Annotated in this window: 10 protein-coding genes; 6 read left to right on the top strand and 4 right to left on the bottom strand. The window is 60.7% G+C overall.

The features are described from left to right. Both EL257_RS19350 and mnmC read right to left on the bottom strand, forming a co-directional pair. Window positions 1–1,773, bottom strand: coding sequence for an N-acetylglutaminylglutamine amidotransferase (locus tag EL257_RS19350; protein WP_126365329.1), 1,773 nt, complete (start codon window positions 1,771–1,773; stop codon window positions 1–3). A gap of 148 nt (window positions 1,774–1,921) precedes the next feature. Further along, on the bottom strand, window positions 1,922–3,901 hold the full coding sequence (gene mnmC, locus EL257_RS19345) for a bifunctional tRNA (5-methylaminomethyl-2-thiouridine)(34)-methyltransferase MnmD/FAD-dependent 5-carboxymethylaminomethyl-2-thiouridine(34) oxidoreductase MnmC (RefSeq protein WP_126365327.1): 1,980 nt from the start codon (window positions 3,899–3,901) through the stop codon (window positions 1,922–1,924). 313 nt (window positions 3,902–4,214) lie between these two features. Between mnmC and pap the strand changes: the two genes are divergently transcribed. Continuing rightward, window positions 4,215–5,729, top strand: coding sequence for a polyphosphate:AMP phosphotransferase (pap, locus tag EL257_RS19340; protein ID WP_126365325.1), 1,515 nt, complete (start codon window positions 4,215–4,217; stop codon window positions 5,727–5,729). Window positions 5,730–5,831: 102 nt separating this feature from the next. Beyond that, the gene (locus EL257_RS19335) at window positions 5,832–7,016 is read left to right on the top strand and encodes a thiolase family protein (protein WP_126365323.1); all 1,185 of its coding nucleotides are present in this window, start codon (window positions 5,832–5,834) and stop codon (window positions 7,014–7,016) included. Window positions 7,017–7,132: 116 nt separating this feature from the next. Here the strand turns inward: EL257_RS19335 and EL257_RS19330 are convergent, their stop codons facing one another. Continuing rightward, the gene (locus EL257_RS19330; RefSeq protein ID WP_126365321.1) at window positions 7,133–7,324 is read right to left on the bottom strand and encodes a DUF6316 family protein; all 192 of its coding nucleotides are present in this window, start codon (window positions 7,322–7,324) and stop codon (window positions 7,133–7,135) included. 210 nt (window positions 7,325–7,534) lie between these two features. On the opposite strand from EL257_RS19330, the gene EL257_RS19325 reads away from it, so the two are divergent. Continuing rightward, entirely contained in the window at window positions 7,535–8,488 is a 954-nt protein-coding gene (locus tag EL257_RS19325) for a DMT family transporter (protein WP_126365319.1), read from the top strand. Between the two features lie 102 nt (window positions 8,489–8,590). Here EL257_RS19325 and EL257_RS19320 read toward each other — a convergent pair whose 3' ends face one another. Beyond that, a complete protein-coding gene (locus EL257_RS19320) occupies window positions 8,591–9,985 on the bottom strand; it encodes a class II fumarate hydratase (RefSeq protein ID WP_126365317.1) in 1,395 nt (464 codons plus the stop codon). Window positions 9,986–10,178: 193 nt separating this feature from the next. Between EL257_RS19320 and EL257_RS19315 the strand changes: the two genes are divergently transcribed. From EL257_RS19315 to EL257_RS19305, 3 genes are all read left to right on the top strand, one after another. Further along, window positions 10,179–10,700, top strand: a complete 522-nt coding sequence (locus EL257_RS19315; protein ID WP_034155305.1) for a DUF2059 domain-containing protein — start codon at window positions 10,179–10,181, stop codon at window positions 10,698–10,700. A gap of 12 nt (window positions 10,701–10,712) precedes the next feature. Further along, a complete protein-coding gene (locus tag EL257_RS19310; protein ID WP_126365315.1) occupies window positions 10,713–11,012 on the top strand; it encodes a BolA family protein in 300 nt (99 codons plus the stop codon). Between the two features lie 172 nt (window positions 11,013–11,184). Next, window positions 11,185–12,126: a rhodanese-related sulfurtransferase gene (locus EL257_RS19305; RefSeq protein ID WP_126365313.1), complete on the top strand. Its 942-nt coding sequence runs from the start codon at window positions 11,185–11,187 to the stop codon at window positions 12,124–12,126. Window positions 12,127–12,147 lie beyond the last annotated feature (21 nt).

The following is a 12,147-nucleotide window of genomic DNA, read 5'->3' as shown; positions in this document are numbered from 1 at the left end:
TCAGATTCCTTGTTCACTGAGCCACAGGTTCAGAGCCGCCAGCTGCCACAGTTTCGAACCGCGCAACGGGGTCAGTTGGCCTTGTGGATCAGTCAAAAGCTTGTCGAGCATGGTCGGGTTGAACAGGCCGCGATCCTGACTCGGATCCAGCAGCAGTTCGCGTACCCAGTTCAGCGTGTCGCCCTGCAAGTGTTTGAGGCCGGGAACCGGGAAGTAGCCTTTCTTGCGGTCGATCACTTCGCTCGGGATGACGCGGCGCGCGGCTTCTTTAAGCACCTGTTTGCCACCGTCGGGCAGCTTGAATTGGCCGGGCACCTGGGCCGACAGTTCGACCAGTCGATAGTCGAGAAACGGCGTACGCGCTTCCAGCCCCCAGGCCATGGTCATGTTGTCGACGCGTTTGACCGGGTCATCGACCAGCATCACCGTGCTGTCCAGACGCAGGGCTTTATCCACCGCAGCCTCGGCGCCAGGCTGGGCGAAATGTTCCTTGACGAAGTCACCGGCGGCGTCATGCGCCGTCAGCCATTGCGGTTGCACCGTAGCGGCGTAATCGTCGTAGCTGCGGTCGAAGAACGCATCGCGATAGGCGGCATAAGGATCGGCCGCGCCATCCACTTGCGGATACCAGTGATAACCGGCGAACAACTCATCCGCTCCCTGGCCGCTCTGCACCACTTTGCAATGCTTGGCCACTTCGCGGGACAACAGATAGAACGCGATGCAATCGTGACTGACCATCGGCTCGCTCATCGCGCGGAACGCAGCGGGCAGTTGCTCGATGATCTCTTTCTCATCGATGCGCAACTGATGATGCTGGGTGCCGTAGTGCTTGGCGATCAGATCGGAATACTGAAATTCGTCGCCACGCTCACCACCGGCATCCTGGAAACCGATGGAGAAGGTCGACAGATTCTCGACGCCGACTTCACGCAGCAGGCCGACGAGCATGCTCGAATCGACACCACCCGACAGCAACACGCCGACATCCACCGCCGCACGCTGACGAATCGCCACCGCCTCGCGGGTGCTGTCGAGGACGCGATCAACCCAGTCTTCGAGCTTGAGATTTTTCTCGTCTTCGCGCGGGCCATACGGCAGCGTCCACCAGGTTTTCTGCTCGGTGCGACCATCGGCCTCAACGCGCATCCACGTCGCTGGCGGCAGCTTTTCAATGCCGGCCAGCAACGTGCGCGGCGCGGGAACCACAGCGTGAAAATTCAAATAGTGATTGAGCGCCACCGGATCGAGGATCGGGTTGATGTCGCCGCCCTTGAGCAGGGCCGGCAGCGCCGAAGCAAAGCGCAAACGCTGGCCGGTGCGCGACAGATACAACGGCTTTACGCCGAGACGGTCGCGGGCGATGAACAGACGCTTGGCATCGCGCTCCCAGATAGCGAACGCGAACATGCCGTTGAGTTTCGGCAGCAGTGCTTCGCCCCAGGCGTGATAACCCTTGAGCAGCACTTCGGTGTCGCCACCGGAGTAGAACGCATAGCCCAGCGCTTCGAGCTCGGCACGCAATTCCGGAAAGTTGTAGATCGCGCCGTTGAAGGCCAGTGACAGGCCGAGTTGGCTGTCGATCATCGGCTGCGCCGAGCCGTCCGACAGGTCCATGATTTTCAGGCGTCGATGGCCCAGGGCAATCGGCCCTTGGGCATGAAAGCCCCACGCGTCGGGGCCGCGAGGGGCCAGGTGATGGGTGATTCTCTCGATCGCTGCAAGGTCTGCAGGTTGTTGATCAAAACGTAACTCGCCAGCTAATCCGCACATAAAATCCTTACCGGTTTTTCCGTTGGGGAGGGTGTTGCTTTAGCGGCCGACATGGCCGGTACTCTAAAACTGACCCGGTGCGGTTGCGGGAGTTTTAGAACGAAAGGTTATAAGGGCGCTTGCCTGACCAGTGGACGGGCCGCGCTTTTCACTTGCCCCGGATCAGTTGGCGCAAGACAAAGCGGTTTGGGTGACAGGCCTCTGCGACGCTGCGAGGCAATGGCAACGGTTCGTCATTTAGCCAGGCGGCAAGCAATTCGCCGGACAGCGGCGCGGTGATCAGGCCACGTGAACCGTGGCCACTGTTGATATACAAACCGTCGAGCCACGGGCATGGGATGTCTGGGACTTGGCGCGCATCCTTCCTCAGCGCCGCGTAGATTTCGAGAAATGGTTCGCGATCGGCGAGAGGGCCGACGATGGGCAGATAGTCCGGACTGGTGCAGCGAAAGGCCGCACGCCCCTGCAGACCTTCGGGCGCTTGCTGGCTGACGTCGAGACGCGCCAGCAGATCGCTGGAGATTTCTTCAAGCATTGCCAGATTGCCAAGGTGTTCGGCAGTGGTTGGCGTCAGGTCGTCGCTGTTGAAGTCGAAACTGGCGCCGAGCGTGTGTTCGCCCAGCCGCGCCGGGGCGACGTAGCCTTCAGCGCAGACCACTGTGGCTAACGCGCGACTTTGCGCGGTTTCAGCCAAGCGTGTGATTTGCCCGCGGATGCGTTTGAGCGGCAGCTCGGCGCTCTGCGCAAAGCGTTTGATTTCGGCGGCGCCAGCCAGGATTACGACGGGCGCACTGGCGAGCAAATGTTCACCGTCGAAAGCTTGCCACTGATCATCGATCTTGCGCAGTTCCAGCACCTCGCGATGACTGAGCAACTCGACGTGCGGATGGGCGATCTGCGCCTGGCACAGCGCGGGCGGATGCACCCAGCCGCCTTCGGGATAATACAAACCGCCATGGGCCACGCCCACGCCGGCGCGCGATTGCGCTTCGGGTTGGTCGAGCCAGTGCAGCAGGTCTTCGGGGAACGCCGCCGCCAACTGCGCATGACGCTCGGCCTCCTTGGCATTGAACGCCAGTTGCAGCACGCCGCAGTTGTCCCAATCGGTGCCGCGATGCAGGGTTTCCAGCAGGCGTCGGGTGTAGCCGAAACCGCTGACGATCAGTTGCGACAACGCGGTGCCGTGGGCCGATAACTTCAGATACAGCACACCTTGCGGGTTACCCGAAGCTTCTTGCGCCACGCCGTCGTGGCGTTCCAGCAGCGTCACCTGCCAGCCGCGTGCGGCGAGGCTCGACGCGCTGGCGCAACCGGCGAGGCCGGCGCCGATCACCAGTGCCCGCCGCTCTGAGTTGAGGCGGGCGGGGCGGGCAAACCACGGTTTTTCGGAGGCTGGCGGTGTGACGCCCGCAGGCCAGCCGAGAAACTCGCCGCGCAGGATTTCCCACTTGTGGCCGATGCCGGGCGTGCGTTTCATTTTGAATCCGGCCGCATTGAGCAAACGCCGCACCCAACCGGTGCTGGTGAAGGTGCTGATGGTCGAGCCGGGCGCTGCCAGTCGCGCCAGTTCAGCGAACAGTTCGGCGGTCCACATGTCAGGGTTTTTCGCCGGGGCGAACCCGTCGAGAAACCATGCGTCAATTTGCCCATCCAGCTGTGGCAACTGCTCGAGTGCATCGCCGATCAGCAGCGTCAGTGTCACGCGGCCCTTGGCCAGGGTGATGCGCTGAAAGCCTTGGTGAATGGCTACGTAATGCCTGAGCAACTGATCGGCCAATGGCTTGAGTTCTGGCCACAGCGCCAAGGCTCGTTGCAGATCCGCAGGCGTCAGCGGGTACTTTTCGACGCTGACAAAATGCAAGCACGCACCGGCCCGCGCGTGTTGTTCGAACAGCTGCCATGCGCAGAGAAAATTCAGCCCGGTGCCGAAACCGGTTTCGCCAATGACGAGGCGCCCGCCGGCAGGCAACGCGGCGAAACGCTCAGCCAGACGGTTTTGCTCGAGGAACACGTAACGGGTTTCATCCAGCCCCGACTTGTCGGAAAAATACACGTCATCGAACACTCGCGAACGCGGGCGTCCTTGTTCATCCCAATCGAGTTGGGCGTGGGGCATTTCGGCTTTCATGGCTGGCTCGGCGATTACAAGGCGGCCATTCTAGCCGATCGGGCGGGGGCTGCCTGATCCAGCGCAAAGGTCGCGGCGTAGAGAGTCTTGTAGCGAGGGGATTTATCCCCGATGGGCTGCGCAGCAGTCCCCAAACCATCCAACCCGATTTGCGTAGCAAGCCGCATTTTCCGGATTTACGACTGCTGCGCAGCCGGTCGGGGATAAATCCCCTCACCACAAAGTCCTCACCCAGTCCTGAGTTCGTTGGAATTTCTGCCCTGCGGTCATGCCCAATCCGCTAGTCTTGCTGAACCCTGGAAGGAGCCGTCCCATGTTTGAATCCGCTGAAATCGGTCACGCCATCGACAACGACACCTACGAGGCGGCAGTCCCCGCACTGCGCGAAGCCTTGCTCGAAGCGCAATTCGAGTTGCAGCAGCAAAAGCGTTTCCCGGTGATCGTGTTGATCAACGGCATCGAAGGCGCGGGCAAGGGCGAGACGGTCAAGTTGCTCAACGAATGGATGGACCCACGCCTGATCGAAGTGCGCACATTCGATCAACAGACCGATGAAGAGCTGGCGCGGCCACCGGCCTGGCGCTATTGGCGGATGCTCCCGGCCAAGGGGCGGATGGGGATTTTCTTCGGTAACTGGTACAGCCAGATGCTGCAGGGCAGGGTGCACGGCTTGTTCAAGGATCCGCGTCTGGATCAGGCGATTGCCGGCGCCGAACGTCTGGAAAAGATGCTCTGCGATGAGGGCGCGCTGATCTTCAAGTTCTGGTTTCACCTGTCCAAGAAGCAAATGAAGGCGCGGCTCAAAGCGCTCGCGGATGATCCGTTGCACAGCTGGCGCATCAGCCCGCTCGACTGGCAGCAATCGCAAACCTACGACAAGTTCGTCAAGTACGGCGAGCGCGTGTTGCGCCGCACCAGTCGCGACTATGCGCCGTGGCACATCATCGAAGGTGTCGATGCCAATTACCGCAGCCTGGCGGTCGGCAAGATTCTGCTTGAGGGCCTGCAAAGTGCGCTCAAGCGTGCCGACGTCAACCCGCATGACGTCAGCGCCGCGCCGCTGGGTGCAGCGGTCGACCAATTGAACCTGCTCGACAGCCTCGATCTCACTCAGCGCCTCGACAAGAAAGACTATCAGGAACAACTGATCAACGAGCAGGCGCGGTTGTCCGGGCTGATGCGCGACAAACGCATGCGCCGCCACGCCTTGGTCGCAGTGTTCGAAGGCAACGATGCGGCGGGCAAGGGCGGGGCGATTCGCCGGGTCGCGGCGGCGCTCGATCCGCGTCAGTACAACATCGTGCCGATTGCCGCACCGACCGAAGAAGAACGCGCGCAACCCTATTTGTGGCGGTTCTGGCGGCATATCCCGGCGCGGGGCAAGTTCACCGTGTTCGATCGCTCGTGGTACGGCCGCGTGCTGGTGGAACGCATCGAGGGCTTTTGCACGCCGGCGGACTGGCTGCGCGCCTATGGCGAGATCAATGATTTCGAAGAGCAATTGGCCGACGCCGGTGTAATCGTGGTCAAGTTCTGGCTGGCCATCGACAAAGATACGCAGATGGAGCGCTTTCAAGAGCGCGAAGAAATCTCCTTCAAGCGCTTCAAAATCACCGAAGACGACTGGCGCAATCGGGAAAAGTGGGACGCCTATCGTGCGGCCGTCGGCGACATGGTTGATCGCACCAGTTCGGAGATCGCTCCGTGGACGCTGGTCGAGGCCAATGACAAGCGCTGGGCGCGGGTCAAAGTGCTGCGCACGATCAACCGCGCTCTGGAAGACGCCTTCGAGAAATCCGAGAAGAAGGCCAAGAAGCGCAAAGGCTGAAGCGATGGCCGCGCATACGCCGGGTGAATGATCCTCGCGGTCGGCAAGAAGGTGGACTTATGCTCGGTCCACTCTCAACCGAACCCGATAATGAGGTATGCCATGCGTGAAGTGGTGATCGTCGACAGCGTGCGGACTGGCCTGGCCAAATCGTTTCGCGGCAAGTTCAACCAGACCCGCCCCGATGATATGGCGGCTCATTGTGTCAATGCCTTGCTGGCACGCAACGACATCGACCCGGCCAGCGTCGAGGATTGCATCGTCGGCGCCGGTTCCAACGAAGGCGCGCAGGGCTACAACATTGGCCGCAATGTCGCGGTGCTGTCGCGTCTGGGCACCGGCACAGCGGGGATGACCCTCAACCGTTTCTGTTCATCGGGCCTGCAGGCGATTGCAATTGCAGCCAATCAGATTGCCTCGGGTTGCAGCGACATCATTGTCGCTGGCGGCGTCGAATCGATCAGCCTGACGATGAAGAGCGTCAATACCGATCACCTGATCAACCCGCTGCTCAAGCAGCAGACGCCGGGGATCTATTACACGATGGGGCAAACGGCCGAAGTGGTCGCTCGGCGTTATGGCGTCAGCCGTGAAGCGCAGGATCGTTATGCGTTGCAGAGCCAGATACGTACCGCTCAGGCCCAGGCGGCCGGGCTGTTCAACGACGAAATCGTGCCGATGCCGGTGCAGTATCGCGTCGAGGACAAAAATACCGGTGAGGTGCAGATTCTCGACGGCGTGGTCGATCGCGACGACTGCAACCGCCCGGACACCACCTCTGAAAGTCTTGCCGGGCTGAAACCGGTGTTCGCCGAGGATGGATCGGTGACAGCGGGCAATTCATCGCAACTGTCCGATGGTGCGTCGATGACCTTGGTGATGAGCCTGGAGAAAGCACTCGCGCTGGGGCTCAAGCCGAAAGCGTTCTTTCGCGGCTTCACCGTTGCCGGGTGCGAGCCGGATGAAATGGGCATCGGCCCGGTGTTTTCGGTGCCCAAGCTGCTCAAGGCCAAAGGCTTGCAGGTGGCGGATATCGACTTGTGGGAACTTAACGAGGCGTTCGCTTCGCAGTGCCTTTACAGCCGCGATCGGCTGGAGATCGACAACGAGAAATACAACGTCAATGGCGGCTCGATTTCCATCGGCCATCCGTTCGGCATGACCGGATCGCGGCAGGTCGGGCATTTGGTGCGTGAGCTGCAACGGCGCAATCTGCGTTACGGCATCGTCACCATGTGCGTGGGCGGCGGGATGGGGGCGAGTGGGTTGTTTGAGGCGGTGCGCTAAATCCTGCGTTCGTTGTCGTCGGTCAGATCGCCATCGCTGGCAAGCCAGCTCCCACAGGTTTGTATATGTCAAAAATCCTGTGGGAGCTGGCTTGCCAGCGATGGGATCACCTCGGTTCAGCGCCTGGAATCCTGCTGTTGCATCCGCGCTATATAAGCCTGGATTTCCTGGTCAATGACCTGGCTGTCATACGGCCCTTCAAGGGTATTTTCCCGAGTGCTGAAATACAGTTCGCCGTTGACCCGGCACACGCGGTCGCTGCGAAAGCGGGTGGCGGGGGCGCTGTCCTCGGCGCGCATCGTGTACATGTCGGTCTCCCTGATCAGTGCATTGAAAAGTCTGCAATGAGCTTATGCCTGAAGCACTTGGCGCGCCCGGCGGGCCGATCAACGGCTGCGCGTCGGTTTCCTGCTGCGACCCGCACAGTTTTATTCGCGGCCTGTGCGTAACTGTCCCTGTGTTGCGCGCCGTGTCGCGCCTAGAATGGGCGTTCTTGTCAGCAGGCTTTTGGGGTTCGCATGCACATTTCTTCGGGGCGCTGGGTATATGGATTGTTCCTGGCGCTGCTGACCGCGTTGCTGTGGGGCATTCTGCCGATCAAACTCAAACAGGTGCTGCTGGTGATGGATCCGGTCACGGTGACCTGGTTTCGCTTGCTGGTGTCCGGCGGCTGTCTGTTCATTTACCTGGCCTCGGTCGGACGCCTGCCGAGTCGCAAGGTGCTCGGCCCCAAGGGCGGCTGGCTGGTGCTGATGGCCGTGCTGGGCCTGGTCGGCAATTACGTGTTGTATCTGATGGGTCTCAATCTGCTCAGCCCCGGCACCGCACAACTGGTAGTGCAGATGGGCCCGATCATGTTGCTGATCGCCAGCCTGTTTGTGTTCAAGGAGCGTTTCAGTATCGGCCAGGGCATTGGCCTGCTGGTGTTGCTGGTCGGCTTTGGCCTGTTCTTCAACCAGCGCCTGGCCGAGTTGCTGACGTCATTGTCGGATTACACCGCGGGCGTCCTGCTGGTGCTGCTGGCCTCAACGGTGTGGACGTTTTACGCGTTGGGGCAGAAGCAATTGCTGACGGTGTGGAATTCGCTGCAGGTGATGATGGTGATCTATCTGTTTTGCGCGTTGTTGCTGACACCGTGGGTGCATCCGCTTGAGACGTTGCAGTTGAGCCCGTTGCAAGGCTGGCTGTTACTGGCGTGCTGCCTGAATACGTTGATCGCCTACGGCGCATTTGCCGAAGCGCTGGCGCACTGGGAGGCGTCGCGAGTCAGTGCGACGTTGGCGATCACGCCGTTGGTGACATTTGTTGCAGTGGCGATTGCGGCGCGGATCTGGCCGGAATACGTGCATGCCGAGCAGATCAATGCGCTCGGTTATGGCGGGGCGGTGTTGGTGGTGCTGGGTTCGGCGCTGGTGGCGTTGGGGCCTTCGTTGATCGCTGGGCTCAGAGCACGGCGTTTGAAAATGGCCTGACGATCAAAAGATCGAAGCCTGCGGCAGCTCCTACAGGGGAAATGCATTCCAACTGTAGGAGCTGCCGCAGGCTCGGGCCGCGTTCGGACGATCTTTTTGCTCTTAGCCCTTGGCGCCAGCCTCGATCATGTTCTCCGGCCGCACCCACGCATCGAACTCTTCATCGGTCAGATAACCCAGCTGCAACGCCGCCTCGCGCAAGGTCAGCCCTTCGCTGTAGGCCTTCTTGGCGATCTCTGCCGATTTGTCATAGCCGATGTGCGGGTTCAGCGCGGTGACCAGCATCAAACCACGTTCAAGGTGTTTGGCCATGACCTCTGCATCCGGTTCCAGCCCGGCGATGCAGTGCTCCTGGAAGTTGCTGCAGCCATCGCCGAGCAGTCGGATCGATTGCAGCAGGTTGTGAATGATCACCGGTTTGAACACGTTCAACTGCAAATGCCCCTGGCTCGCGGCGAAACCAATTGCCACGTCATTGCCGAGCACTTGGCAGGCGAGCATCGACAGCGCCTCGCACTGAGTCGGATTCACCTTGCCGGGCATGATCGAGCTGCCCGGTTCGTTGGCCGGCAGCTTCACTTCGGCGAAACCGGCGCGCGGCCCGGAGCCGAGCAGGCGCAGATCGTTGGCGATTTTCATGAGTGCAACGGCGAGGGTTTTCAGCGCACCGGACAGGGTCACCAGCGGCTCATGACCGGCCAAAGCGGCGAACTTGTTCGGCGCCGTGACGAAGGGCAGGCCGGACAGCGCCGCCAATTCGGCGGCAATCGCTTCGCCGAAACCGTGCGGCGAGTTCAGTCCCGTGCCGACGGCGGTGCCGCCTTGTGCCAGTTCGCAGACGGCCGGCAGCGCTGCGCGGATGGCGCGCTCGGCGTAATCGAGTTGCGCGATGAACCCGGACAGCTCCTGACCGAAAGTGATCGGCGTCGCGTCCATCATGTGCGTGCGTCCGGTTTTCACCAGCTTCATGTGGCGTGCCGCCAGTTCGGCGAGGCCACCGGACAACTCGGCGATGGCCGGCAGCAGTTGTTCGTGCACCGCTTTGGCGGTGGCGATGCTCATGGCCGTCGGGAAGCAGTCGTTGGAGCTTTGCGAGCGGTTGACGTGATCGTTCGGGTGCACCGGCGCCTTGCCGCCGCGCGGATTGCCGGCCAGCTCATTGGCGCGACCGGCGATCACTTCGTTGACGTTCATGTTGCTCTGGGTGCCGCTGCCAGTCTGCCAGACCACTAGCGGAAACTGGTCTTCATGCTCGCCGGCCAGGACTTCGTCGGCGGCCTGTTCGATCAGGCGGGCGATGTCGGCGGGGAGATCGCCGTTGCGGTCGTTGACCCGCGCCGCAGCTTTCTTGATCAGGGCCAGGGCGTGCAATACCGGCAGTGGCATGCGTTCCTGACCGATGGCGAAGTTGATCAGCGAGCGTTGCGTCTGAGCACCCCAGTAAGCGTCGTCCGGGACATCGATCTGGCCCAGGCTGTCGGTTTCGATACGGCTCATCGTGCACACTCCTGTTGGTCTGTTTGCGCAGTTTAGGCCGGGATCGGCCCCGGTGGTTCAATCGGACCGATTGTTGACCGCTCAAACCCGGCCAATCAAGCGTGGCAAGGCTCGGGGGTTGAGCCGCAGCGTTTTTTAGGCGCAGAATGGTCGCCCTTGGGGTTTGACCTCGCTTTGCTTAAAAGGAAACTCGATGACTCGTCTTCGCGCCATCTGTACCGCGGTTGCACTGGTTTGCGCCAGCGGCCAGGTGCTTGCCGATACCGCCAGCCACAACGCCAGTGCCGAAGCTTTCCTGACGCTGGCCCACGCTGACAAACTCGGCACTCCGGTGTACATGCAAGTGCAGCAAATGTTCGCTCAGCGTTTTGAGCAGACCAAAGCCCCGGAGGCCAAGAAAGCCGTACTGGAAACCTATCAGGCCAAGGCTAACGCCGCCCTGGACCAGGCCATCGGCTGGAACAAGCTGAAGCCGGACATGGTCAAGCTCTACACCAGTAACTTCAGCGAATCCGAGCTCAAGGATCTGGTCGCGTTCTACCAGTCGCCACTGGGCAAGAAAGTCCTGGAAAAAATGCCCCAGCTGACCCAGCAATCGGCGCAGATGACCCAGGCCAAACTGGAAAGCGCTGTGCCTGTTGTCAACAAGCTGCTCGATGACATGACCAAAGAGCTGGACCCGAAAGGCGCTGCTGCGCCGGCCAAGAAGAAGTAAGCGGAGTTCGTGATGACCATGCAACAACGCATCGAATCGACGCTGGCCCTGTTACAGCCCGAACATCTGCAGGTGCTGGATGAAAGCCACATGCACAGTCGTGGGTTGCAGACCCATTACAAGGCGGTGGTCGTCAGCGAGCAGTTCGAAGGCCTGAGCCGGGTCAAGCGCCACCAGAAAGTCTACGGCACGCTCGGCGAGTTGATGGGCGAGTTCCATGCGTTGGCGCTGCACACCTACACCCCGCAGGAATGGGCACAAGCTGGCGCCGCCCCGGCGTCGCCGACTTGTGCGGGAGGAAAGCAGCGGTAAGCTGCAAGTTGCAAGCTGCAAGCAGAATCAAAAGCAGCGACGTACTGCTTGCCGCTTTAAGCTTGGAGCTTGTAGCTGCTTTTTTGCTAAAATCCCGACGCGCCGCTTAGCCGGCGCGTTTTTTTTGAATCCGGTTCACCCTTTGCGAGGGTAGCCACCTGGAGAAATACCCATGACACAACCGATTGTCGTGGCGGCACTGTATAAGTTCGTCACCCTCGAAGATTACGTCAACCTGCGCGAGCCGTTGCTGCAAGCGATGGTCGACAACGGCATCAAAGGCACTCTGCTGATTGCCGAAGAAGGCATCAACGGCACCGTTTCCGGCACCCGCGAAGGCATCGACGGCCTGCTCGCCTGGCTCAAGAACGATCCACGCATGATCGATATCGATCACAAGGAATCGTACTGCGACGAGCAGCCGTTCTACCGCACCAAGGTCAAGCTGAAAAAAGAGATCGTCACCCTCGGCGTTGAAGGCGTTGACCCGAACAAAAAGGTCGGCACCTACGTCGAGCCGCAGGACTGGAACGCGCTGATCAGCGATCCGGAAGTGCTGCTGATCGACACGCGCAACGATTACGAAGTGTCGATCGGCACTTTCGAAGGCGCTATCGATCCGAAAACCACCAGTTTTCGCGAATTCCCCGACTACATCAAAGAACACTTCGACCCGGCGGTGCACAAGAAAGTCGCGATGTTCTGCACCGGCGGCATCCGCTGTGAAAAAGCCTCGAGCTACATGCTCGGCGAAGGTTTTGAAGAGGTTTATCACCTCAAGGGCGGCATCCTGAAATACCTCGAAGAGGTACCGCAGGAAGAAACCAAGTGGCAGGGCGACTGCTTTGTGTTCGACAACCGCGTGACCGTGCGCCACGACCTCAGCGAAGGCGACTACGATCAATGTCATGCCTGCCGCACACCGGTCAGCGTTGAAGATCGCGCGTCCGAGCATTACGTGGCCGGCATCAGCTGCCCGCACTGCTGGGACAAACTGAGCGAGAAGACCCGGCGCAGTGCCATCGATCGGCAGAAGCAGATCGAACTGGCCAAGGCGCGCAACCAGCCGCATCCGATCGGCTACAACTATAAGCAAGCATCCACCGAGGCTTAATCATGTCTGCGCGCCTGCTCT

Source organism: Pseudomonas fluorescens, assembly GCF_900636825.1.
Classification (GTDB): domain Bacteria; phylum Pseudomonadota; class Gammaproteobacteria; order Pseudomonadales; family Pseudomonadaceae; genus Aquipseudomonas; species Aquipseudomonas fluorescens_BG.
This window is presented reverse-complemented; position numbering and strand designations above follow the sequence as displayed.

Coding starts and splice junctions, on each gene's coding strand:
- EL257_RS19350 (WP_126365329.1), bottom strand. CDS start 1,773: ATGTGCGGATTAGCTGGCGAGTTACGTTTTGATCAACAACCTGCAGAC.
- mnmC (WP_126365327.1), bottom strand. CDS start 3,901: ATGAAAGCCGAAATGCCCCACGCCCAACTCGATTGGGATGAACAAGGA.
- pap (WP_126365325.1), top strand. CDS start 4,215: ATGTTTGAATCCGCTGAAATCGGTCACGCCATCGACAACGACACCTAC.
- EL257_RS19335 (WP_126365323.1), top strand. CDS start 5,832: ATGCGTGAAGTGGTGATCGTCGACAGCGTGCGGACTGGCCTGGCCAAA.
- EL257_RS19330 (WP_126365321.1), bottom strand. CDS start 7,324: ATGTACACGATGCGCGCCGAGGACAGCGCCCCCGCCACCCGCTTTCGC.
- EL257_RS19325 (WP_126365319.1), top strand. CDS start 7,535: ATGCACATTTCTTCGGGGCGCTGGGTATATGGATTGTTCCTGGCGCTG.
- EL257_RS19320 (WP_126365317.1), bottom strand. CDS start 9,985: ATGAGCCGTATCGAAACCGACAGCCTGGGCCAGATCGATGTCCCGGAC.
- EL257_RS19315 (WP_034155305.1), top strand. CDS start 10,179: ATGACTCGTCTTCGCGCCATCTGTACCGCGGTTGCACTGGTTTGCGCC.
- EL257_RS19310 (WP_126365315.1), top strand. CDS start 10,713: ATGACCATGCAACAACGCATCGAATCGACGCTGGCCCTGTTACAGCCC.
- EL257_RS19305 (WP_126365313.1), top strand. CDS start 11,185: ATGACACAACCGATTGTCGTGGCGGCACTGTATAAGTTCGTCACCCTC.